Here is a 22,633-nt window from a genome sequence, read left to right as displayed (position 1 = left end):
GGTGTGGTGTTCGGGTGATTCTCGGGCGTGTCGGCACGGCAGTTGCAGGTCGGGCCGGTATGAACCGCCCGCATCCGGTGCGCGCCGTGCGTTCCATGTTGCGTCCGGACCGCCGCGTCCGCGTGCGGTGCGCGTCCGTACGGGGGACGGGGGCGGCCGGGCTGCCCGGCACCTGTCTCCGGGAGCGCCCGGAGACCGGCCGTCGGCTTCCGGCGGTCAGTCCTCGAAGCCGTTGTCGCGCAGGATGTCGTCGATACGGGCGCGGTGCGCGGCTTCCCACGCGTCCAGGGACTCGCCGGCCTCCTCGGCCACCTTCGCGCGGGCGTCGCGGAGCACCTGCTCGCGCCGGGCGCGGGGAACGACCACGATGCCTTCCTCGTCCGCCACCACGATGTCACCGGCATCCACGTCCACACCGCCGCACCGCACGGGGCCGTTGAGCGGCCCGACCGCCTTCTTGGTACCGGGAATGGGGATCACGCCCCTGGCGAAGACGGGAAACCCCATCTCGCGCACCTCGGCGAGATCACGGATCACACCGTCGGCCACGAACGCCGCGATGCCCCGGCGTCGGGCGACGGCACAGACGTTCCCGCCGGCCAGCGCGTAGTCCACGTCGCCGGACTCGACGACGATGACGCTGCCGGGCTCCGCGCGGTGAATGGCCGCGTGGAGCATGAGGTTGTCGCCCGGAGGGCACCGCACGGTGAACGCCGGGCCGGCGACCCGTGGAACCGAGGGCCACAGCGGGCGGATGCCGATGTCCATGACCTGCCCGCGCCCCAGGAGGTCGGCGAGGGTGGTCGGGGAGACGTCCTCGAACTCCCTGGACTCCCTGGGCTCCTCGAACTTCTGGAATTCACTGATGTCGTTCATGTTCCTCCGTCGTCCGGGTCCACACGTCAGGTGTCGTACTGGCCGTCCCATGGAGCGTAGAAGCCGAGCTGGTCGGGGTGGAGTTCGGCCCAGTCGTCCTCGCCCTCGCCCTCGCCCTCGCCGTCTTCCCCGTCGTCGTGGCGCTCGATGACCAGCCCGAAGAGCACGCCGTCGACCGTCAGCCGGAAGGGCCGGATCGCGATGTCTCCGTACTCGCGCTCGGGAAGGCCGTCGAGGAGCGCCGCCATCCGCGCCTCCGCCCGCGCCATGACGGAGTCGTCGCCGGTGGGGAGTTGTCGCTGCTCGGCCTGCGTTCCCGCGCACCAGATGTCCGAATCGACATGCCGGCCCTCGTAGTCGAACCGGTGCAGAACGACATAGAGCCGCTTGTGTTCCTCCCAGTCGTCGTCGACCGTGTACCCGTCGGGGAAGGCATAGGTGACCGAGGCCAGGAACTGCCCTTCTGCGTACCGCCCGATGGTGTCGGTCCGGTAGTCCGGCTCGTGGGCTATGGGGATGATCGCGGGGACTGCCATGGCGAAACCGTAGCCGCGGCATCTGACATCGGCCGCCGGGCCCGCTCCGCCCATGACCTGCGTCACTCGGCATTCCTGATGCCTTGTCCCGTTCGTGAGCACCGTGTCTAAGGTGGGTGCCGCGCGCGGTGGATCCTGTCCGATCCGCAGTGCGCGCAGGTCATTTCGGCGCCCGGGGGATCGGTGCCGCCGACACGGGGGGAGGGCGGCCGGAGTTGCCGACGGTGCGGATGCGCGAGCTGTACTACGTCGACTACGCGCAGGACTTCGGGCTCAGCGGCTTCGCCGGCACGCTGTGCTCGCGTACGGCGCTCCGCACCGACGTACCGGTTGTGCTCGCCCTCGCCGGGGCGCAGGCGGACGACGAGGACCACCAGCTCGGCAGGGACGTCCGGCTCCTGCTGGAGTCCCCGCTGCCGGACGAGGTGCTCCACGCCGTATGGCTGGCCGCCGTGCGCCGGTGCTTCGACCCGGCCGACGAGGGCACCGACATCCGCTGCTGGTTGCGCCGGGTCGCGGAGGTCTGCCCGCCGTTCACGCAGGAGCGGGAAAAGGCCGAGGCGGAGGTCCTCGACGAGGCGCGGCCGACGGCGCCGGAGGAGGAGCTGCGCGGGACCGTGGCGGCGGAGATCGAGTCGGCCGCGGCCGCGCTCCGACGCGCCGTCGCGGTCCCGGACATCGTCCCGGCGCTCCTGCGGGTCGTGCATGAGGCGGACGCCGACCTCGGGTTCAGGCTGTTCCTTCGGGCCGCGAAGGCGTACTCCGTACCGATCGGCAAGGAGGCGTACGACAGGCTGCTCGGGATCGGCGAACTGCTGGCCCACCCCCTGGTCGCCGTCCACGACGGGCTGAACGTGCGCTGGCCCCCCGTCGACCCCGGCCGGCGCGACTTCGACCTCGGGCGCTTCGGGCTGCCGGTGCTCGCGAGCGTGTTCCACGGCACGGACTGGAAGTACCAGGGCAACGTTGCGGAGAACATCCGGAGCCTGGTCGGCAGCGACGCGGTCTCCGCTCCGGGCTCGTACGCGGCGGTGCTTCTGGAGGATGTACGGCGGCTGCTGGACTCCGCGCTGTCCGACGAGGCGGTCACGGCACTGTGGCGGACCGCCTCGCGCCGGTTGTACGTCGATGCGGCGTTCGACGCCGACGAGGGGTTCGATGCCGACACGCGGGCCTGGCTGGAGCGGGTGGCTCGGGCATGCCGGGAACGGCTGATGGAGGTCGACCCCGTCTACGTGCCGTACCTGTCGCCCGCCCGGACAGATCTGGCCGGGGCCGTGCTGCGCGAGGTCCGCGAGGCGGCGCACACCGACGTGGCCGAGGTGCGGGACGTGGCGCGCGTGCTGGAGGACGTGGTCGCCACGGTGGACCCGGACCTGGGCTTCCGCCTCCTCCTCCAGATCCTCTTCACGCACGACGTTCCCGTCCCCGACGCCCGGCGCGACCGCTACCGGGCCCTCGGTGAACGGCTCGGATTCAGCCCGGACCACCTGGAGGACCAACTGCCGCGCCGGACGGGCTGATCCGCTGCCCGGCCGGGCAGCGGATCAGCCCACTGAGTACGGGTACTCATGTGCGTCCGGGCACCGGTTGACAGGCTCCGCGGTATGACGAGTGGCAGAGGGGCGCTCACGGCCCTGCACCTCTTTGTGGTCTGGGCGATCACGGCGACCGCGGTGCCGGCGCTCGGCTTCGGGCTGGTGGCGGTGGCCTGGGGCGGCGGGGCCGGTGCGATGGTGCCGGTCCTGGCACTGGGCGCGCCGATGATGGTGGTCCTGCTGGCCGTGGCGGGCCTGCTGGTGAAGGACGTGGTGCCGCTGTGCGGTTCCGTGCCGCGGCGGTTGGGCTGGGCGGTACTGGTCTTCGTCCTCGGCACGCTCGGTGTCCTGTCGGGTCTGGTCGCCTACAGCGGGGACGTCGACCTGGGGAGCGCCGGTACCCGGATCGCGCTGACGGGGGTGCCGTACGCCGTGGCCGCGGCGCTCTTCGTGCCGGGCCGGTGGGTGCGGTCGGGGGCGCTGGTGGTGCTGGCGGCCGGGGTGGTCTACGGGGGCTTCGTCGGTCCGGCGCAGTCGCAGCAGCGTCAGCACGACGCGGAGATCGCGCGGTACCGGGAGAAGCCGGAGCTGCTGTACCTGGGCGCCGCACCGCCGGGCATGCAGGTCTCCCGCGCGGAGCTCGGCCCGGCCACCTTCGTCGTCGACTACCGTCCCGTCCGGGAGGGGTACGAGCCGGGGTACGTGAGCCTCGTCGTGCGCTCGTCGTACGCGCCGGAAGCTCGATGCCCCGAACCCGCGGAGAAGGGCGTCACCTGCACGGTGGACGCGAACCGGGAGATGGTCATGGTCCGCGAATTTCCCGACGGCACCCGCGACGTCACCCTTGTCCGCCGCCACGGGAAGGCGGAGGCCGAGGTCGCCAGCCAGACCCTTGACGAAACCGGGCTGCGCCGTCTCCTGGACACTCTGCACCCGCTGTCGGACAAGGAGCTGGGGGAGCTGATGCGGGAGAAGAAGATCGACCACAGACTCTGAGCCCAGTCCGCTCCGGATTCCGGCAGCGGTCCCGCGCTCGGCCTCCGCCGGGAATCGCACGGGCCGTGTCACGGTGCGAGTGAGTTCGAGTGCGACGGGGGCGGCACTCCCTGCCGAGGGACAGCCGCCCCGTCTCACCAGTGCCGCCCCTGCGCGGCGCCGGTTCTGCTCAGGCGGCGTGGCGGGCCCTGCGGCGGCGCACTGCGACGGTGGTGCCGCCACCGGCGACGATCAGCGCGGCGGCCATACCGGCGATTGCCGTGGTGTTGTCGTTCGTGCCGGTCTCGGCGAGGTCGGAGCCCTTGGCCGCAGTCGACGGAGCGCTGTTGTTCTTCATGGTCTTGTCGATCCAGTCCGCGTAGGCGGGCGCGCTGGTGTAGAGGCCGGGGCCGTGCGAGCACGGCACACCCGGGGTGCCGGGCCCCGAGGTGACGCCGATCAGTTCCCAGCGGCCGTCCCGGCCCTTCTGGAGCTGCGGTCCGCCGGAGTCCCCGAAGCACGCCATGGCCTTGGGCACGGTGGTGATCGTGCACAGCCGGGTCCGGTCCGCGTAGCCGGGCGCGCACTCGGACTCGGCGCCCCTGCGGGTGTTCAGTTCCTGCAGCCGGTCCGGGAACTTCAACCCGGTGTCGGAGGTGGTGCCGAAGCCCACGAGCCGGGTCGGCGTGCCGGGCTGCCCGGGCCGCTCGGCGATCTTGATGGGCTTTCCGGCGACCGGGCGGTCCAGGCGTATCAGCGCCATGTCGTTCTTGTTGGCGGCCTTGGTCTCGCCGTTCACATAGCCGGCGTGGACGAAGGTCCGGTCGATCTTCCGGACAGTGCCGCCGGACTTTCGGTGTTCGCTGCCGACGCGCACGATGCCGTCCAGCTTCAGGCCGTCGCCCGTCACGCAGTGGGCCGCCGTCAGCACCCACTGCTTGTCGATCAGCGATGCCCCGCAGGTCCCGTCGTGCAGACCGTGCTCAGGGGCCGATTCCGGAATGGTCGCCATGAACGGGTAGCTCTCGGTGGAGTCCGACCCGTTGACGATGGCTGCGGCGCTGCCGGCCAGGACGGTGGCGCAGGCCGCGGCGGCGAGAGCGCCGACGGCGGCGGTGCGGGCGGTACGGCGGCGCAGCGGCTTGAAGCTGAACACAGGTGGTTCCCTTTTGCTCGGTGGATCCGTATGCACTCAGCCTCGTCATCCGAGGCCTGCCGGACCATCCGGGCAACCGGCCGCCCGATGCTGTGGTCAGCCCCCTTGAATACCGGGGGAAGCGCGGGCTGCCCGGCCGCCACGCCCGCCGGCCCGGATCGCCGGGTTGCAGGCAGCCACAGGACTCGGCGCCGTAACGTTGCCGTCCCTCGGTGGCCGGCTCCTCGGACACCGGCGATCATGTTCAGACCCATGCCCCGACCCTTCCAGCACGGATCGGACGACCACGCCTTGCCCTGCCCCCGCATGACCGTGCGGCGGTGATGTACTAGAGTTATCTCGACATCGAGATATATGCCGAAGGCGCACCGCAGTCCGCCAGTTGGTAAGGGTTACCTAACTAAGCCTTACCTTAGCGGATGGTCGAGGGGCCGTAGGCGGCACCACGCGGCGCCCGCCGTAACGAGGCGTGGCGCGGAGTACGCGCACATTGATGAAGGAGACTGTCGTGTCGGCGAACAGCTTCGACGCCCGCAGCACGCTGCGCGTGGGCGACGAGTCGTACGAGATCTTCAAGCTGGACAAGGTCGAGGGCTCCGCGCGCCTCCCTTACAGCCTGAAGGTGCTGCTGGAGAACCTGCTCCGCACCGAGGACGGCGCGAACATCACCGCCGACCACATCCGGGCCCTCGGCGGCTGGGACTCCCAGGCCCAGCCCAGCCAGGAGATCCAGTTCACGCCGGCCCGCGTGATCATGCAGGACTTCACCGGTGTGCCGTGTGTCGTGGACCTCGCCACCATGCGTGAGGCCGTCAAGGAGCTGGGCGGCGACCCGGCCAAGATCAACCCCCTCGCCCCGGCCGAGCTGGTCATCGACCACTCCGTCATCGCCGACAAGTTCGGCACCAACGACGCGTTCGCGCAGAACGTCGAGCTGGAGTACGGCCGCAACAAGGAGCGCTACCAGTTCCTGCGCTGGGGCCAGACCGCCTTCGACGAGTTCAAGGTCGTCCCCCCGGGCACCGGCATCGTCCACCAGGTCAACATCGAGCACCTGGCCCGTACGGTCATGGTCCGGGGTGGCCAGGCGTACCCCGACACCCTCGTCGGCACCGACTCGCACACCACCATGGTCAACGGCCTCGGTGTGCTGGGCTGGGGCGTCGGCGGCATCGAGGCCGAGGCCGCGATGCTCGGCCAGCCGGTCTCCATGCTCATCCCGCGCGTCGTCGGCTTCAAGCTGACCGGCGAGCTGAAGCCCGGCACCACCGCCACCGACCTCGTGCTGACCATCACCGAGATGCTCCGCAAGCACGGCGTCGTCGGCAAGTTCGTCGAGTTCTACGGTGAGGGCGTCGCCGCCACCTCCCTCGCGAACCGCGCCACCATCGGTAACATGTCGCCGGAGTTCGGCTCCACCGCCGCGATCTTCCCGATCGACGACGAGACGCTGAAGTACCTGCGTCTGACCGGCCGTGACGAGCAGCAGGTCGCGCTCGTCGAGGCGTACGCCAAGGAGCAGGGCCTCTGGCTGGACCCGGCCGCCGAGCCGGACTTCTCCGAGAAGCTGGAGCTCGACCTCTCCACGGTCGTCCCTTCCATCGCCGGCCCGAAGCGCCCGCAGGACCGCATCGTCCTCGCCAACGCTTCGCAGCAGTTCGCACAGGACGTCCGCAACTACGTCTCCGAGGACGAGGAGTCCGGCAAGGAGTCCTTCCCGGCCTCCGACTCGCCGGCCTCCTCCAACGGTGTGCCGTCGCGTCCGACCACGGTCACGGCCCCCGACGGAACGACGTACGAGATCGACCACGGCGCCGTCACCGTCGCCGCGATCACCTCCTGCACCAACACCTCGAACCCGTACGTCATGGTCGCCGCGGCGCTCGTGGCCAAGAAGGCGGTCGAGAAGGGCCTGACCCGCAAGCCGTGGGTCAAGACCACCCTCGCCCCGGGCTCGAAGGTCGTCACCGACTACTTCGACAAGGCGGGCCTGACCCCGTACCTCGACAAGGTCGGCTTCAACCTCGTCGGCTACGGCTGCACCACCTGCATCGGCAACTCCGGCCCGCTGCCGGAGGAGGTCTCCAAGGCGGTCAACGAGCACGACCTGGCCGTGACCTCGGTGCTCTCCGGCAACCGTAACTTCGAGGGCCGGATCAACCCCGACGTCAAGATGAACTACCTGGCGTCCCCGCCGCTGGTCGTCGCGTACGCCATCGCCGGTTCGATGAAGGTCGACATCACCAAGGACGCCCTGGGCATCGACCAGGACGGCAAGCCGGTCTACCTCGCGGACATCTGGCCCTCCGAGGCCGAGGTCAACGACGTCGTCGCCAACTCCATCGGCGAGGACATGTTCAACAAGTCCTACCAGGACGTCTTCGCCGGCGATGCCCAGTGGCAGGCGCTGTCGATCCCGACCGGCAACACGTTCGAGTGGGACCCGCAGTCCACCTACGTGCGCAAGCCCCCGTACTTCGAGGGCATGACGATGGAGACGACCCCGGTCGCCGACATCACCGGCGCCCGGGTGCTCGCCAAGCTGGGCGACTCGGTCACCACCGACCACATCTCCCCGGCCGGTGCGATCAAGGCCGACACCCCGGCAGGCAAGTACCTGACGGAGCACGGCGTCGAGCGCCGCGACTTCAACTCCTACGGGTCGCGCCGCGGTAACCACGAGGTCATGATTCGCGGCACCTTCGCGAACATCCGCCTGCGCAACCAGATCGCCCCGGGCACCGAGGGTGGCTTCACCCGCGACTTCACCCAGGCCGATGCGCCCGTGTCGTTCATCTACGACGCCTCGCAGAACTACCAGGCCGCCGGCACGCCGCTGGTCATCCTGGCGGGCAAGGAGTACGGCTCCGGCTCGTCCCGCGACTGGGCCGCCAAGGGCACCGCGCTCCTCGGCGTCAAGGCCGTCATCGCCGAGTCGTACGAGCGCATCCACCGCTCGAACCTCATCGGCATGGGCGTCCTCCCGCTCCAGTTCCCGGAGGGCGCGACCGCCGAGGCCCTCGGCCTGACCGGCGAGGAGACCTTCTCCTTCACCGGCGTGACCGAGCTGAACAACGGCACCACGCCGCGCACGGTCAAGGTCTCCACCGACACCGGTGTGGAGTTCGACGCGGTCGTCCGCATCGACACCCCCGGTGAGGCGGACTACTACCGCAACGGCGGCATCATGCAGTACGTGCTCCGCAGCCTGATCCGCAAGTAGTCGCGAGGCGGGCAGCAGAGCCGAAGGGCCGCATCCCGGGTCTCCCGGGGTGCGGCCCTTCGCGTTGTATGACGCCTGCGGTCGTCCCTACCGCTTGATGGTCTGCACGAACGCTGCCCAGCCTGCGGCCCGGAAGGCCAGGACCGGGCTGTCGGTCAGCTTGGTGTCGCGTACGGGTACGAAGCCGGGGACGTTGTCGGCGACCTCGACGCAGCTTCCACCGTCTCCGTTGCTGTAGGACGAGGTCCGCCAGGCGGCACTGCTGAGGTCGGGCGTGCTGTTCATCGGTCGCAGTCCTTCGCCGCCGAGGCGATCAGTGCCAGGGACGCCTCCGGCGACAGCGCGACGGCCCTGGCAAGATCGTATGCCGATCGATACTGCGCCACCAGAGCCGCCTCCTCGACGAGTTGACCCGTGTAGGCGCCCTCCGTGTACACGACGGGCGGGGCATCGGCGAACTGCATCAGCGACGACATGGTGTTCAGAAAAGGATGGAAGCCGGCGGAGAAGGGCAGAACCTGCAAGATCGCATGAGGATGGGCCCGGGCTGTCTCGACGAGATGGGCGAGCTGATCCCTCATGGTGGGGAGGCCGCCGATCGGCACGCGCAGTGCGGCCTCGTGAATGATCGCCCAGAAGTCCGGCCCGTCCTCGTCGCTGAAGAGTTGAGCGCGCTCCATGCGGGCGCTGACCGTCTGTTCCACCACTTCGTCGGACGTTCGCCGCATCGTGCCTCTGGTCAACGCCGTTGCGTAGGCACGGGTCTGGAGCACACCCGGCATCAGCATCGGTGCGTACTCCTCGATGGACCTGGCCCGTTTTTCCAGTTCCGCCGCATCCGCGAAGTAGCTCGCCACCTTCGACTTCCGCGCCAGCCGGCACAGCCGCTGAAGGTGCTCGCCGCTCCCCAGCAGTTCGTCGAAGGCACGGGACATGTCCTCCTGCGGGCGCCGTTCCGCCATCTCGAACAGCCCGATGTATGTCCCCGAGCAGAAGACCCGGTCGCCCAGCTCGCTCTGGGACATCCCGGCGGCCTCGCGCAGGCGGCGCAACTCGGAGCCGTAGAAGGAGCGGGCATCGGTGTACGGATCGAGGTCCTTGGGCTGCGGCATACGCCGAAATGTAACGGCGCACGGACGCGCCGGTCCGGGAATCGGGGAACGCGCCACCCGTAGGTGGCTGCCGCCGCCCGGTCGTCGAGGGCCTTGCGTGGTAAACGAGTTGACGGGTGGCGCGCGCGAGCGTTCGTATGGCCGTCGGCCGCCAACCGCCGGTCGGTGCCACACTCCTGAAGGGTCCTCATGCACACCGGTAAGATGCATGCCGACGAACCGGACATCGATGAGTCCCTCGTGCACCGGCTGATCGCCGCGCAGTTCCCGCAGTGGGCCGAGCTGCGCGTCGAACCGGTCACCCCCGTGGGCACCTCCAACGCCATGTACCGGCTCGGTGAGGACCTGGTGATGCGGCTGCCCCGTACGGCGGGGGCCGTCGGCGACGTGGCGAAGGAGCAGCGTTGGCTGCCGTGGCTCGCCCCGTCGCTTCCCGCCGCGATCCCCGTGCCCCTGGGCGCAGGCGTGCCCGCCGATGGCTACCCCTGGCACTGGTCGGTCTTCCGGTGGCTCGACGGCGCGAACCCGGTGGTGGGGGAGATCGCCGAACCCGGCCCGCTCGCCACGGACTTGGCGGACTTCGTCACGGCGCTGCACCGTATCGACCCCGCCGACGGGCCGCCCTCCTTCCGCAGCGAGCCTCTGACCGCCCGCGACGCCACGACGCGCGCCGCGCTCGCGGAACTGTACGAGGTCGTGGACACCGCCGCGGCGCTCACCGTGTGGGAGGCGGCGCTGGGTGCCTCCGCCCCGACCGGTCCCGCTGTCTGGATCCACGCGGATCTGCAACCCGGCAACCTGCTGCTCGCGAACGGACGGCTCAGCGCCGTCATCGACTTCGGCTGCATGGGACTGGGCGACGCCGCCGTCGACCTGATCGCGGCGTGGTACCTGCTGCCGGCGCAGGCGCGCGGAACCTTCCGTACCGCCCTGAACGCCGACGACGCGGCCTGGGCGCGGGGGCGTGGCTGGGCGCTGTCGACCGCGCTCGGCGAACTGTACTACTACCGGGAGTCGAATCCGGCCATGGCGGCGATCGCCCGGCACGTCATCCGCGAAGTCCTCAACGACGGTGGATACGCTTGATGAGTGCAGCCCTTCGAGTCGGGCGCGTCGGCCGTGGCTGTCGTTCTACCGCTTGACGCTCTGCACGAAGGCCGCCCGGACCGGTGCACGGAAGGGCAGGACCGGGCTGTTGGTGAGTTTGGTGTCGCGTACGGGTACGAAGCCGGGGACGTTGTCGGCGACCTCGACGCAGCTGCCGCCGTCTCCGTTGGTGTATGACGACGTGCGCCAGGAAGCGGCGCTCAGGTCAGGGACGGTGTTCATCGGTCGCGAACTCCTTTGCCGCCGACACGATCCGATCCAGGGGTACCTCCGACGACAGCGCGGCAGCCCTGGCCAGATCGTATGCGGATCGGTACTGCCCCACCAGCGTTGGGTCTTCTACGAGTTGGCCGCCGTACGCATTCTCCGTGCAGGCAACGGCCGGGGCGTCCGTGAACTGCAGCAGCGTCACGGCTGAATGAAGGAGTGGGGTGTGCACCGGCGGAGAACGGGAGCACCCAGGTGACGATGCGAGGGCGGGAAGCGATCTGCTCGGCGCGATGATTGAGCTGCTCAGCAACGGCGCGCGCACGCACCGGACCGGGAATCGGGGAATGTGCCACCCGTAGGTGTCCACCGCCGCCCCGACACCCGGGGCGAGCCGCACCTCGCCGCCGACCCGGTGGAATGCGATCGTGGGCCCGCGGGTTCACAGAGCGACATCGGCACAGAAAGAGCGGAATCATCATGGGCGAGCTGATCCTGATCCGGCACGGCGAGACGGAGTGGTCGCGGTCCGGGCAGCACACGAGCTACACCGATCTGCCGCTGACCGCCTTCGGGGAACGGCAGGCCCGTGCGCTAGCGCCGCTGCTCACCGACCGGCGGATCGCGCTTACCCTGGTCTCTCCCGCCGTACGCGCCCGGCGCACCGCCGAGCTCGCCGGGCTCGCCGCGCCCCGCATCACACCCGAGCTGCGCGAGTGGGACTACGGCGGCTACGAAGGGGTGACCACCGTCGAGATCCGCCGGACCCGCCCCGAGTGGAATCTCTGGACGGACGGGGTCGCCCCCGGACCCGAGGCGCATCCCGGTGAAACCCCGGCCGAGGTCGGGGCGCGCGCCGACCGGGTGCTGGCCCAAGTCGCGGAGGCGGCCGGGCGGGACGAGGACGAGGACATCGCGCTGGTCGCGCACTCGCATTTCCTGCGCGTGCTCACCGCCCGCTACCTCGGCCTGACGCCGGCCGAGGGCACGCTGTTCCAGCTCGCCACGGGGGCCGTCTCCCGGCTCGGCACCGAGCACGGGAAGCCGGTCATCACGGCGTGGAATGTGACATTGCCCGAGAGCCTTTTCCCCCGGGCCGTTCCGGAGACCCCGGAACGGGACTGAACGGGAGCCGCGCCGGCTCCTGAACGCACCGGCGGCCGGTACCCCGCCCAGGGGTACCGGCCGTCGGCCTCGACGCGGGTGGAAACAGCAGGGTCAGGCGAGCAACTCCAGTTCCGCGAGCGTGCCTTCGCCGGCGAACACCAGGCGGTAGTGCGCGTACGAGCCCGGCTCGGTCACCGAGAACACCCTCGTCTGCCGGTCCCAGGCGAAGGACTCGGCCGAGCGCTTGTCCAGGTCCTTCCACGTCGTGCCGTCCGAGGAGCCCTGGAGGACCCAGCCGCTCGGGGCCCCGGCCGCCTTGTCCGATGTCAGGGTGTAGCGGACCGCGTCGGTGGCCGAGGGGACCGGCAGGTCCACCGTGGCGACCTTCGCGGAGGTGGCCGAGGTGTTGTCGAACAGGGCGCCGTCGCCCTTCACCACGTCCGCGTGCACCGTCGCCACCTCGTCGTCCGTGGTGATGGATGTCGGTGCCGCGTTCTTGCCGGTGCCCCACGACGACGGCCTCGGGCCCATGTCGAAGTCCAGCACACCGCCCTCGGCCAGCAGGTCGTGCGGCAGTGAAGTGGAGGTCCACTTCTTGCCGTTGACCCGCAGGCCCTGCACATAGATGTTCTTCGCGCTGTTCTTCGGCGCCCTGACGACCAGGTCGTGGCCGTTCTCCAGGTGGACGGTCGTCTTCTTGAAGAGCGGGGAGCCGATCGCGTACTCGCCACTGCCCATGACCAGCGGGTAGAAGCCGAGCGAGGAGAAGAGGTACCAGGCCGACTGCTCGCCGTTGTCCTCGTCGCCGTGGTAGCCCTGCCCGATGTCGCTGCCCGTGTAGAGCCGGCCCAGGACCTCGCGGACCTTCTCCTGCGTCTTCCAGGGCTGCGAGGCCGCGTCGTACATGTAGGTGACGTGGTGCGCGACCTGGTTGCTGTGGCCGTACTGACCCATCCGCACGTCACGCGCCTCGGTCATCTCGTGGATGACACCGCCGTACGAGCCGACGAACTCGGGGCCCGCCGTCTCGGGAGTGGAGAAGTACGTGTCGAGCTTCTTGGCCAGGCCGTCCCGGCCGCCGTACAGGTTCGCCAGGCCCCGGCTGTCCTGCGGGGCCGTGAAGGCGTAGCCCCAGCCGTTGGTCTCCGTGTAGTCGTAGCCCCAGACCCGGGGGTCGTACTTGTCCGACGGGAGCCGCCAGTCGCCCTCGGCGTCCCTGCCCTGGAAGAAGCCGGCCTTGTCGTCGAAGAGCTGGACGTAGTTCTGGGCGCGGCCCAGGAAGTACTCGGACTCCTCCTTGTAGCGCGCCTTCTTCGTCTTCTTGTAGAGGGCCTGGCCCATCCGCGCGATGCCGTAGTCGTTGAGGTAGCCCTCCAGGGACCAGGACAGGCCCTCGTGAGTGTCGGTGTTCGCGTAGCCGGTGAACGGGGACGTCACCATGCCCTTGCGGCCGACGCCCGAGGCCGGCGGGACCACCGTGGCATTCTTCAGCGCCGCCTCGTACGCCGCCTCCGCGTCGAACTTCACGCCCTTGACGTAGGCGTCCGCGAACGCGACGTCCGAGGAGGTGCCGGTCATCAGGTCGGAGTAGCCGGGGGAGGACCAGCGGGAGATCCAGCCGCCGTCCTTGTACTGCTGGACGAAGCCGTCCACCATCTCGCCGGCCTTGTCAGGGGTGAGGAGGGAGTAGGCGGGCCACGTCGTGCGGTAGGTGTCCCAGAAGCCGTTGTTGACGTAGACCTTGCCGTCGACGATCTTCGCCCCGGTGTGCGTCGGGGTGTCGGAGCCGACCTGCGGGGAGAACGGACTGGCGTACTTGTCCTTGCCGTCGACCTTCTCGAAGCCCGAGTTCGGGTACAGGTACAGCCGGTACAGACTGGAGTAGAGGGTGGTCAGCTGATCGGCCGTGGCACCCTCGACCTCGACCTTGCCCAGGATGTCGTCCCAGGCCCGCTGCGCCCGGTCCTCGACCCGGCCGAAGGAGCGGGCGGCGGGGATCTCGGCGGCCAGGTTCCGCTTCGCCTGGTCGATGCTGATGAGGGAGGTCGCCAGGCGCAGGCCGACCGTCCGGTCCTCGCCGGCGTCGAAGCGGAGGTAACCCGTGACGTCGTCGCCACCGCCGCCGGACAGCTTGCCGCTCGCGGTGACCGGCGCGTCGAAGACGCCGTACACGAAGAGACGGGTGGCGCCGGTCGAGCCGCCGCTCTTCACGTCGGAGAAGCCGGTGAAGGAGCTGTTGGCCGGGTCGAGGGTGAGGCCGCCGTCGTTGGAGACGTTGTCGAAGACGATGCTCGCGTCGTCACCGGGGTAGGTGAACCGCATCCGGGCCGCGTGGTCGGACGGTGTCATCTCGGCCTTGAGGCCGTTGTCGAATGTCACACCGTAGTAGTGCGGCTTCGCCGTCTCGTTCTCGTGGTGGAACGGCAGCGCACGCGCCTTGCGCGAGGCGTCCGGAGTGCCGGCGACGGCCGAGGGCATCAGCTGGAAGGTCTGCCGGTCGCCCATCCAGGGGCTCGGCTCATGGCTGGCGCTGAAGGCCTGGAGGGTGGGCAGGTTGTCGTCGTTGTTGCCCCGCGCGTAGTCGTACAGCCAGCTCGTCGAGCCGGCGTTGGTGACCGGGGTCCAGAAGTTGAAGCCGTTCGGGACCGCGGTGGCGGGGAAGTTGTTGCCGCGGGAGAAGGCACCGCTGGAGTTGGTGCCGCGGACCGTCGACGCGTAGTCGGACAGGTGCGCGCGGCGCTTCTCGGGCGCCTTCGGGGCGATCTCGATGTCGTCGATCCAGCCCTGGAACTTCGCCGTGCCCTTGGGGGAGTCGTACGCCACCAGGATCCGGTCCACGGTCCTGCCCGCCGCGACCGTGCCGATCGCCGACTCGACCTTGTTCCACTGGTTGACGTACAGCCGCTTGGCGTCGGCCTGGCCCTGCGGGGTCAGCAGGCCGCCGTTGCTGTCCGTGGCCCGCAGCTCGCTCAGATAGGTGCCGTCCGTGAACGCCAGGTCCACCGAGACGTGCGTCGCCGGGTAGTCGAGGTCGGTCTCGCCCATCTGGGGATAGACCAGGTAGGACAGTGAGGTGTCACGGGTGACAGCCGTGTTCACGTCGAAGACCTTGTTGTACGAGTACGCCCGGCCGTCCGCCTTGTGCGTACCGGCATACCGCAGGGCCCGCTTTCCGGTGAAGCCCGCGCCCGCCTTGGCGGTGGGGGAGCCGGAGGGGCCGCGGTCGACATGGCTGCGCATCTCCTCGGGGGCCGGGGCGGAGGTGTCGCCGTCGGAGAACTGGACGTCGGCGAGCTGGGTGGCGTCGTCGGCGCCGTTGTTCTTCGTGATCTGCAGGCGGAAGTGCTGGTATGCGGTGTCAGATGTGAAATCGTACGACTTCGTCTGGAACCGCTCGGTGAACGTCTGGCCGGTCCGGGAGTCGAGGTCCTGCCAGTCCTTGCCGTCGGCGGAGCCCTGGAGGGTCCAGTCCTTCGGGTCGCGCTCGTCGTGGTCATTGGCCGAAGTCAGTGCGTATGTCACGACCTTGGCCGGTTCATCCAGATCGAATTCGACCCAGCCGGTGGGCTCGAAGGTCAGCCACTTGGTGCCGGACTCCACGTCGATCAGGTTTTCCTTGACCTCCCCGCCGCCGGTGTTCTCACCGCTGGCGCGGACGTCTGTCACCTTGTCGGTGATATTGCCCGGTATTCCTGCGGAGAATCCGCCATCGACACCCGATGACCGCTTCTCTCCGTCCGGACCCTCTTCTACGGTGTTGCGCCAGTCCGGCTGCTTTTCATCCGCTTCGAACGACGAGTTGAATGTCCGGTCCCCCGAAGGCGACCGGCTTTCTTCGTGTGCGGCGGCCGACTGTGCGGCGGCCACGGAGGGGGCGGTCACGACCAGAACGAGTGAAGCCGCGATCAGTGCGGCCGTACGGCTTTGTCTCTTGCGAGAACCATGTCGGGGCTGCATGCCGAGCCATTCCTCCCGAGGAGTGCACCTGGACAACGTTGTCAGAGAGATGCGCAAGGTCCAGTAGGGAGCCAAGTGCCGGGATGTGTCAAGGGTGTTGGACGGGAAGCGCAAGGTGAATCGACCGTATTGCGGAAATCGTTACACCCGGGCCGGGAGCATGCGGGGGCCATGTATCCGCGAGGTCTCAACTCGGGAAAGACTGCTGCTCAAAGTCGCATTCGATCTTGCTCAGTCGGCGGGAAGTGGACTATACCTGTCGGCGTCCGCACAGCTTTTTCCGGCGACGCGGACGAGGGGGACACGGGGAAGGGCCGCGGACAGCACGACGGGTGCGTCCGATGCCGGATCTTCCCGACCCCCCACTGCACCTGGCTAGCCTGAAATCAGCATTACCCAAGCGCAACTGACCGCGGTGGCGGGGCCCTTCGCCTGAGGCGAATATCTACGGGCGACCGGTACACACCGCCTGAGTCCTGGAGAAGGCGAGGACTTGAGCATGGGATCCACCTCCGCCCACAAGAATGAGGGCCTTGGCCGTCGCGATGTGATCAAGCGATCGGCCGCACTCGGCCTGATCAGCGTTCCGGCGATGGGCTTCCTGTCGGCGTGCGCCAGCGGCGACAGCGGCAGCGACAAGAAGGTCGAGAAGGGCAAGGTCACCAAGGCCAACCCGCTCGGCGTGAACGAGACGGCCCCGCTCGAGGTGGTCATCTTCGACGGCGGCTTCGGCCAGCAGTACGCGATCGACGCGGAGAAGAAGTACAACGCCGCGTTCCCGAAGGCCCCGAAGGTCAAGCACGTCGCGACCCAGAAGATCCAGTCGCAGCTGCAGCCCCGCTTCAACGGCGGCACCCCGCCGGACCTGATCGACAACTCCGGCGCCGAGCAGATGGACATGGGTGTCCTGGTCGGCAAGAAGCAGCTGCTCGACCTGACGCCGCTGATGGACGCCCCGTCCATCGACGACCCGAGCAAGAAGGTCCGCGACACCCTGCGCCCCGGTGTCCTGGAGATGGGTCAGTTCGACGGCGACCCGGTCTGGATCATGTACTACGCGTACACCGTCTACGGCGTCTGGTACTCGCAGACCGCGCTGGAGAAGCTCGACGCGGAGTACCCGGAGGACTGGGACGCCATGCTCGCCCTCTGCGCGAAGGCGAAGAAGCAGGGCATCGCGGGCTGGACGTACGCCGGTAAGTACCCGTACTACCTGCCGTTCTCGCTCTACCCGTTCATCGCCAAGATCGGTGGCCGGGAGGTTCTCGACAAGATCGACAACCTGGAGCCGAACGCCTGGAAGGACCCCGCGGTCAAGGCGGCCTTCGAGGCGTACTACGAGCTGTACCAGAAGGGCTACATCCTCAAGGGCACCCCCGGTCTGACCCACATCCAGTCGCAGACCGAGTGGACCAAGGGCAAGGCGCTCTTCATCCCGAACGGTTCGTGGGTGGAGAACGAGGCCGCGCCGACCACGCCCAAGGACTTCAAGATGATGGTCGCGCCGCCGTCCGGCCTGGACGCGTCGGACAAGCTGCCGTTCGGCACCATCTGGGCGTCCGGCGGCGAGCCCTTCATCGTCCCGGCCAACGCGAAGAACCCCGAGGGCGGCATGGAGCAGCTGCGCATCATGCTCTCCGAGGAGTCCTCGAAGAACTTCACCAAGCAGGTCAAGTCCCTCAGCGCGTTCAACGGCGGCACCGACGGTCTGACCCTGTCGACCGCCATGCAGTCCGGCGTCGACTCGCTGAAGAAGGCCGGCGACAACGTGGTGAACCCGCGTCTGCAGGACTGGTACGTGAAGCTCCAGAAGGAGCAGATCGGTGTCGCCGGTATCGGCGAGATGATGGCCGGCCGCGCGACCCCGGCGGAAGCCATCAAGAAGATCCAGGCCTTCGCCGACGCGGCGGCCAAGGACCAGTCCATCAAGCACTACAAGCACCAGTGAGCAACCGTCACCAGCGGCGGCACCCGCGGAAAGATCGGGGTCGGTAAACGATGCAGCATGGCAAGTACCGTTTCATCGTGGGATTCTTGGTACTCCCACTCGCGTTGTACGCGGTCTTCGTCATTTGGCCGTTCATCCAGTCCATCTACTACTCGTTCACGGACTGGACCGGTCTGAGCCCGGACTTCAAGATGGTCGGGTTCGACAACTACACGAGGATGCTGAAGGACGACATCTTCTGGAAGTCGTTGCAGCACAGCGTGTTGCTTGTGGTGCTGCTGCCGCTGGTGACGCTGGGCCTGGCGCTCTTCTTCGCCTTCATGCTCAATGTCGGGGGCCGGCGGCGCAAGAACGCCGCGGTCTCCGGCGTGCGCGGCTCAAGTTTCTACAAGATCGCCTATTTCTTCCCGCAGGTGCTCTCGATCGTCATCGTGGCCCTGCTCTTCCAGTTCGCGTTCAACCCCACCAGCGGGATGCTGAATTCGACACTGAAGACGATCGGTCTGGGCTCCATCCAGCCGGACTGGCTGGGCGATCCGAGTCTCGCGCTGGTCTGCGTCATGTCGGTGCTGGTCTGGTCGACGGTCGGATTCTTCGTCGTCCTGTTCTCGGCCGGAATGGCGTCCATCCCGAAGGACTTCTACGAGGCGGCGCTGCTCGACGGCGCCAACCGCTTCACCACGTTCTTCAAGATCACACTTCCGCTGCTCTGGGACACGGTGCAGTCGGGCTGGGTCTACATGGGGATCCTGGCCCTCGGCGTCGAGGCGTTCACCGCCGTGCAGGTCATGACCGTGGGCCCCGGTGGCCCCGACTACTCGACCACCGTCCTGCCGCTGTACGTGTACCAGACGGCCTTCCGTGACGGGCAGGCCGGCTACGCGACGACGATCGGTGTCGGACTGCTCATCGTCACCATGGCCTTCGCCGCCATCGTGATGCGACTGGGCCGGCGCGATCGGCTGGAGTTCTGATGCTGCGATTGACGGGAGACGGTCCCCGGACCCCCAGCAGGCACCACAGGTCGGCCTCCGTGTCCGGCTCGACAGTACGAGGTGAGTACACGTGAAGACGACTGACACCCCGCCCCCCGCCGCCCCGGCCGCCGACCCCGCTCCGGTGGCCAAGGCGCCCGCATCCGCCGCCAAGGAGAAGAGCAGCGAGGGCCAGGTCCTCAATGTCTTCTCGCACGGTGTGCTGATCATCTGGGCGATCCTGGTCGTCCTGCCGCTGCTGTGGGCGGTGATGGCGTCGTTCAAGACCGACGACTCGATCCTGTCGACGCCGTGGGCGCTGCCCGACAAGCTGCACTTCGAGAACTGGTCGCGTGCCTGGAGCCAGGCGCACATGAGCGACTACTTCTTCAACACGGTCGTGGTGGTGGGCTGCTCGCTCGTCGGCACCCTGCTGCTCGGCTCGATGGCGGCGTACGTACTGGCGCGGTTCGACTTCCCCGGCAACCGCTTCATCTACTACCTGTTCATCGGCGGGATGAGCTTCCCGATCATCCTGGCGCTGGTCCCGCTGTTCTTCGTCATGAACAACATGGACCTGCTGAACACGCGCCACGGACTGATCATGGTCTACATCGCGTACTCGCTGCCGTTCACCGTCTTCTTCCTCACCTCGTTCTTCCGTACGCTGCCGAGTTCGGTGGCGGAAGCGGCGATGCTCGACGGCGCCTCGCACACCCGGACGTTCTTCCAGGTGATGCTGCCGATGGCGAAGCCCGGCCTGATCAGCGTCGGTATCTTCAACTTCCTCGGTCAGTGGAACCAGTACATGCTGCCGACGGTCCTGAACACGGAACCGAAATACCGGGTGCTCTCGCAGGGCCTGGTCGAACTGGCCACCAGCCAGGGGTACAAGGGTGACTGGTCCGGGCTCTTCGCCGGTCTGGTGATGGCGATGCTGCCGGTCCTCGCGGCCTACATCATCTTCCAGCGCCAGGTCGTCGCCGGCCTCACCGCGGGCGCGGTGAAGTAGCGGCCCGGCACGTCCCTCCCGTACACACGAACCGCCCGTCGGCCACGCGCCGACGGGCGGTTCCTGCGTGCTCCGGGCCGCTCGGGGTGCGGCCGGGGTGCTCATCCGAGGCTTCGCTTGCTCAAGGTCTTGACGGGGGGTGCCGCAAAACGCTCAGCTTAGAGTTCACATGTTAGAGAAAACGGTAGGAGTGAGAGAGTCGATGGAGACTCCGGGGTCGCAGACATCTCTGCATCGCGCCAACCTTGAGCGGGTCGTGCGTGCGGTACGCATGGCCGGTTCGCTCACCCAGGCGGAGATCGCACGGAGCACCGGCCTGTCAGCGGCCACCGTCTCCAACATCGTTCGTGAACTGAAGGACGGCGGCACGGTCGAGGTCACCCCCACCTCGGCGGGCGGCCGCCGGGCCCGCAGCGTCTCGCTCAGCGGGGACGCGGGCATCGTGATCGGGGTCGACTTCGGCCATACGCATCTGCGGGTGGCGGTCGGCAACCTCGCCCACCAGGTGCTCGCCGAGGAGGCCGAGCCGCTGGATGTCGACGCCTCGTCCGCGGAGGGGTTCGGGCGGGCGGAGCAGCTGGTCAGGCGGCTGATCGAGACGACCGGCATCGGCCCGGACAAGGTGATCGGGGTGGGCCTCGGTGTACCCGGCCCGATCGACGTGGAGTCCGGCACGCTGGGCTCCACGTCGATCCTGCCGGGCTGGACGGGCATCAACCCCAGCAGGGAACTGGAGGGCCGGCTCGGAGTGCCGGTGTACGTCGACAACGACGCCAACCTCGGCGCGCTCGGCGAGCTGGTGTGGGGGAGCGGCCGGGGCGTCAAGGACCTCGCCTACATCAAGGTCGCCAGCGGGGTCGGCGCCGGCCTGGTGATCGACGGGCGCATCTACCGGGGTCCGGGCGGCACGGCCGGCGAGATCGGGCACATCACGCTCGACGAGTCGGGCCCGGTCTGCCGCTGCGGCAACCGGGGCTGCCTGGAGACCTTCACGGCCGCCCGGTACGTGCTGCCGCTGCTCCAGCCCAGCCACGGGCCCGACCTCACCATGGAACGGGTGGTCCAGCTGGCCCGCGAGGGCGATCCGGGCTGCCGCCGGGTGATCGGGGACGTCGGGCGGCACATCGGCAGCGGGGTGGCCAACCTCTGCAACCTGCTCAACCCCAGCCGGGTGGTCCTCGGCGGATCGCTCGCCGAGGCGGGCGAGTTGGTGCTCGCACCGATCCGTGACTCGGTCTCGCGCTACGCCATTCCGAGCGCCGCCCGGCAGCTCTCGGTGCTGCCCGGGGCGCTGGGCGGCCGGGCCGAAGTCCTGGGCGCACTGGCCCTGGTGCTCAGCGAGATGGGGGATTCGACCCTTTTGGAGAGCACCTTGCCGAAGGCCACTCCTGCCTTCACTTAGATAACGAATGGCACCGTTGTCATCTCGTTAAGGATTTACTCCTTGACGCTGGCGGTGCGGCCGAGTTGACTGCCAGCCACCTCGGCCGCAACGTTGCGGCCTCGTCAGGGAGGCAACCCGTAATGAACGCAACGACGCGACGCATCGTCATTGGAACGGCCGCACTCTCCATGGCCGTCTCCCTCGCGGCCTGTGGCAAGGCCGGCGACGACAAGGACTCCGGCAGCGGCGGCGACGGCAAGACCATCGGCCTGCTCCTGCCGGAGAACAAGACCACGCGTTACGAGACGTTCGACCGCCCCATCATGGAGGCGAAGATCAAGGCGCTGTGCTCCGACTGCGAGGTCAAGTACAACAACGCCGCGCAGGACAGCGAGACCCAGAAGAAGCAGTTCGACGCGCTCGTCACGCAGGGTGTGAAGGTCATCATCCTGGACACCGTCGACTACAAGGCCGCGAAGTCCTGGGTCCAGCAGGCCGCGAAGAAGGACGTCAAGGTCGTCGCGTACGACCGTCTCGCCGAGGGCCCGATCTCCGCCTATGTGTCGTACGACAACGAGAAGATCGGCCAGCTCCAGGGCGAGGCACTGGTCAAGGCGATGGGCGCCAAGGCCAAGGACAGCAACGTTGTCATGATCAACGGCTCGCCGACCGACCCGAACGCCCCCTTCTTCAAGAAGGGCGCGCACAGCGTCCTCGACAAGCAGGTCAAGAAGGTCGTCTACGAGCAGGACATCCCGGACTGGTCGGCGGACGAGGCCAACAAGAAGATGGGAGCGGCCATCGACTCCCTGGGCAAGGACGGCTTCCAGGGCGTCTACTCCGCCAACGACGGCATGGCCGGCGGCATCATCACGGCCCTGAAGAAGCAGGGCGTGAAGGTTCCGGTCGGCGGCCAGGACTCCGAGCTCGCCGGTCTGCAGCGCATCCTCGCGGGCGAGCAGTCATTCTCGATCTACAAGCAGATCAAGCCGGAGGCCGAGACCACCGCCGAGATCGCCGTCCGTCTGCTCAAGGGCGAGAAGTTCGACGACCTGGCCCCGGTCAAGGTCGACAGCCTCTCGGGCGAGTTCAAGGGCACCCCGTCCAAGCTGTACGACGCCTCGGTCGTGACCAAGGAGAACATCGCCTCCACGATCGTCGCCGACAAGGTCTACAAGGTCGAGGAGATCTGCACCGCCCAGTACAAGGCGGCCTGCGACGCAGCCGGCGTCAAGTAATCCGCCGCCGGCAGGCGTCACCCGATCCGGTCCGGCACCCGCCCCGTCAAATGCCCCGCAGCAAGGGGCGGGCGCCGGACTTCTCACCGGTCCCGGTCACCGCACACGGCCGCCCTCCGGGACACGGCCCGGGCCCCGGCCGGCACGGAACCCCTACCCGGGCGCGGTCCCGGCGCGTGGTCGTCCCCCGGCGACGACGTTCCGAGGCCGGCCCCGAAGGCGTTCCGGCCCTCCCGGCGGCCCGGTGACCGGCACCGCCCCCCTGTGCTCAGCAGCACCATCC

The 22,633-nt window shown here is 68.5% G+C and carries 18 protein-coding genes; 10 read left to right on the top strand and 8 right to left on the bottom strand.

Annotated elements, in window-relative coordinates; translation table 11 throughout:
- Positions 1-216: 216 nt before the first annotated feature.
- Together OG842_RS09070 and OG842_RS09065 are read right to left on the bottom strand one after the other, a co-directional pair.
- Complete coding sequence (locus OG842_RS09070; RefSeq protein ID WP_266729127.1) at positions 217-876, bottom strand: RraA family protein; 660 nt, start codon at positions 874-876, stop codon at positions 217-219.
- A gap of 26 nt (positions 877-902) precedes the next feature.
- Positions 903-1,412, bottom strand: a complete 510-nt coding sequence (locus OG842_RS09065) for a hypothetical protein (RefSeq protein WP_266729126.1) — start codon at positions 1,410-1,412, stop codon at positions 903-905.
- Between the two features lie 215 nt (positions 1,413-1,627).
- Here OG842_RS09065 and OG842_RS09060 point away from each other — a divergent pair, with 215 nt between their 5' ends.
- Together OG842_RS09060 and OG842_RS09055 are read left to right on the top strand one after the other, a co-directional pair.
- Positions 1,628-2,935, top strand: a complete 1,308-nt coding sequence (locus OG842_RS09060) for a hypothetical protein (RefSeq protein ID WP_266729125.1) — start codon at positions 1,628-1,630, stop codon at positions 2,933-2,935.
- Positions 2,936-3,019: 84 nt separating this feature from the next.
- The gene (locus tag OG842_RS09055) at positions 3,020-3,946 is read left to right on the top strand and encodes a hypothetical protein (protein ID WP_266729124.1); all 927 of its coding nucleotides are present in this window, start codon (positions 3,020-3,022) and stop codon (positions 3,944-3,946) included.
- Positions 3,947-4,115: 169 nt separating this feature from the next.
- Here OG842_RS09055 and OG842_RS09050 read toward each other — a convergent pair whose 3' ends face one another.
- Entirely contained in the window at positions 4,116-5,081 is a 966-nt protein-coding gene (locus OG842_RS09050) for a serine protease (protein ID WP_323185717.1), read from the bottom strand.
- 508 nt (positions 5,082-5,589) lie between these two features.
- On the opposite strand from OG842_RS09050, the gene acnA reads away from it, so the two are divergent.
- A complete protein-coding gene (acnA, locus tag OG842_RS09045; RefSeq protein WP_323185716.1) occupies positions 5,590-8,304 on the top strand; it encodes an aconitate hydratase AcnA in 2,715 nt (904 codons plus the stop codon).
- Positions 8,305-8,391: 87 nt separating this feature from the next.
- Here the strand turns inward: acnA and OG842_RS09040 are convergent, their stop codons facing one another.
- Complete coding sequence (locus tag OG842_RS09040; RefSeq protein ID WP_266729122.1) at positions 8,392-8,589, bottom strand: DUF397 domain-containing protein; 198 nt, start codon at positions 8,587-8,589, stop codon at positions 8,392-8,394.
- Positions 8,586-9,416 (bottom strand): helix-turn-helix domain-containing protein, encoded by an 831-nt coding sequence (locus OG842_RS09035; protein WP_266729121.1) that lies wholly within the window; start codon positions 9,414-9,416, stop codon positions 8,586-8,588. The genes OG842_RS09040 and OG842_RS09035 overlap by 4 nt, the downstream gene beginning before the upstream one ends.
- 189 nt (positions 9,417-9,605) lie before the next feature.
- Here OG842_RS09035 and OG842_RS09030 point away from each other — a divergent pair, with 189 nt between their 5' ends.
- The gene (locus OG842_RS09030) at positions 9,606-10,502 is read left to right on the top strand and encodes an aminoglycoside phosphotransferase family protein (protein WP_266729120.1); all 897 of its coding nucleotides are present in this window, start codon (positions 9,606-9,608) and stop codon (positions 10,500-10,502) included.
- A gap of 45 nt (positions 10,503-10,547) precedes the next feature.
- On the opposite strand, the gene OG842_RS09025 is transcribed toward OG842_RS09030, so the two are convergent.
- Both OG842_RS09025 and OG842_RS09020 read right to left on the bottom strand, forming a co-directional pair.
- On the bottom strand, positions 10,548-10,745 hold the full coding sequence (locus tag OG842_RS09025) for a DUF397 domain-containing protein (protein WP_266729119.1): 198 nt from the start codon (positions 10,743-10,745) through the stop codon (positions 10,548-10,550).
- Positions 10,729-10,935 carry a Scr1 family TA system antitoxin-like transcriptional regulator gene (locus OG842_RS09020; protein ID WP_266729118.1) on the bottom strand — a complete coding sequence of 69 codons (207 nt, stop codon included), beginning with the start codon at positions 10,933-10,935 and terminating at the stop codon, positions 10,729-10,731. The genes OG842_RS09025 and OG842_RS09020 overlap by 17 nt, the downstream gene beginning before the upstream one ends.
- 275 nt (positions 10,936-11,210) lie before the next feature.
- Here OG842_RS09020 and OG842_RS09015 point away from each other — a divergent pair, with 275 nt between their 5' ends.
- Complete coding sequence (locus tag OG842_RS09015) at positions 11,211-11,855, top strand: histidine phosphatase family protein (RefSeq protein ID WP_266729117.1); 645 nt, start codon at positions 11,211-11,213, stop codon at positions 11,853-11,855.
- A gap of 93 nt (positions 11,856-11,948) precedes the next feature.
- Here the strand turns inward: OG842_RS09015 and OG842_RS09010 are convergent, their stop codons facing one another.
- Positions 11,949-15,794: a GH92 family glycosyl hydrolase gene (locus OG842_RS09010; protein WP_266729116.1), complete on the bottom strand. Its 3,846-nt coding sequence runs from the start codon at positions 15,792-15,794 to the stop codon at positions 11,949-11,951.
- Between the two features lie 499 nt (positions 15,795-16,293).
- On the opposite strand from OG842_RS09010, the gene ngcE reads away from it, so the two are divergent.
- From ngcE to OG842_RS08985, 5 genes are all read left to right on the top strand, one after another.
- Positions 16,294-17,742, top strand: a complete 1,449-nt coding sequence (gene ngcE, locus OG842_RS09005; protein ID WP_266729115.1) for an N-acetylglucosamine/diacetylchitobiose ABC transporter substrate-binding protein — start codon at positions 16,294-16,296, stop codon at positions 17,740-17,742.
- Between the two features lie 50 nt (positions 17,743-17,792).
- Positions 17,793-18,716 carry a carbohydrate ABC transporter permease gene (locus OG842_RS09000; RefSeq protein ID WP_266729114.1) on the top strand — a complete coding sequence of 308 codons (924 nt, stop codon included), beginning with the start codon at positions 17,793-17,795 and terminating at the stop codon, positions 18,714-18,716.
- A gap of 91 nt (positions 18,717-18,807) precedes the next feature.
- On the top strand, positions 18,808-19,728 hold the full coding sequence (locus OG842_RS08995) for a carbohydrate ABC transporter permease (RefSeq protein ID WP_266729113.1): 921 nt from the start codon (positions 18,808-18,810) through the stop codon (positions 19,726-19,728).
- Positions 19,729-19,930: 202 nt separating this feature from the next.
- Positions 19,931-21,130 carry an ROK family transcriptional regulator gene (locus OG842_RS08990; RefSeq protein WP_266729112.1) on the top strand — a complete coding sequence of 400 codons (1,200 nt, stop codon included), beginning with the start codon at positions 19,931-19,933 and terminating at the stop codon, positions 21,128-21,130.
- A gap of 122 nt (positions 21,131-21,252) precedes the next feature.
- Positions 21,253-22,350, top strand: a complete 1,098-nt coding sequence (locus OG842_RS08985; protein ID WP_266729111.1) for a substrate-binding domain-containing protein — start codon at positions 21,253-21,255, stop codon at positions 22,348-22,350.
- Positions 22,351-22,633 lie beyond the last annotated feature (283 nt).

The organism is Streptomyces sp. NBC_00376 (assembly GCF_036077095.1).
Taxonomy (GTDB): Bacteria; Actinomycetota; Actinomycetes; order Streptomycetales; family Streptomycetaceae; genus Streptomyces.
The sequence above is the reverse complement of the archived record's forward strand: the minus strand, read 5'-3'. Positions and strand labels throughout refer to the sequence as shown.

What these genes read in the sequence shown, in the direction of transcription:
- OG842_RS09000 (WP_266729114.1), top strand. Translation starts at nt 17,793, where the DNA reads ATGCAGCATGGCAAGTACCGTTTCATCGTGGGATTCTTGGTACTCCCA.
- OG842_RS09025 (WP_266729119.1), bottom strand. Translation starts at nt 10,745, where the DNA reads ATGAACACCGTCCCTGACCTGAGCGCCGCTTCCTGGCGCACGTCGTCA.
- OG842_RS08985 (WP_266729111.1), top strand. Translation starts at nt 21,253, where the DNA reads ATGAACGCAACGACGCGACGCATCGTCATTGGAACGGCCGCACTCTCC.
- OG842_RS09010 (WP_266729116.1), bottom strand. Translation starts at nt 15,794, where the DNA reads ATGCAGCCCCGACATGGTTCTCGCAAGAGACAAAGCCGTACGGCCGCA.
- OG842_RS09065 (WP_266729126.1), bottom strand. Translation starts at nt 1,412, where the DNA reads ATGGCAGTCCCCGCGATCATCCCCATAGCCCACGAGCCGGACTACCGG.
- OG842_RS09035 (WP_266729121.1), bottom strand. Translation starts at nt 9,416, where the DNA reads ATGCCGCAGCCCAAGGACCTCGATCCGTACACCGATGCCCGCTCCTTC.
- OG842_RS09055 (WP_266729124.1), top strand. Translation starts at nt 3,020, where the DNA reads ATGACGAGTGGCAGAGGGGCGCTCACGGCCCTGCACCTCTTTGTGGTC.
- OG842_RS09070 (WP_266729127.1), bottom strand. Translation starts at nt 876, where the DNA reads ATGAACGACATCAGTGAATTCCAGAAGTTCGAGGAGCCCAGGGAGTCC.
- OG842_RS08990 (WP_266729112.1), top strand. Translation starts at nt 19,931, where the DNA reads ATGGAGACTCCGGGGTCGCAGACATCTCTGCATCGCGCCAACCTTGAG.
- ngcE (WP_266729115.1), top strand. Translation starts at nt 16,294, where the DNA reads ATGGGATCCACCTCCGCCCACAAGAATGAGGGCCTTGGCCGTCGCGAT.
- OG842_RS09040 (WP_266729122.1), bottom strand. Translation starts at nt 8,589, where the DNA reads ATGAACAGCACGCCCGACCTCAGCAGTGCCGCCTGGCGGACCTCGTCC.
- OG842_RS09015 (WP_266729117.1), top strand. Translation starts at nt 11,211, where the DNA reads ATGGGCGAGCTGATCCTGATCCGGCACGGCGAGACGGAGTGGTCGCGG.
- OG842_RS09030 (WP_266729120.1), top strand. Translation starts at nt 9,606, where the DNA reads ATGCACACCGGTAAGATGCATGCCGACGAACCGGACATCGATGAGTCC.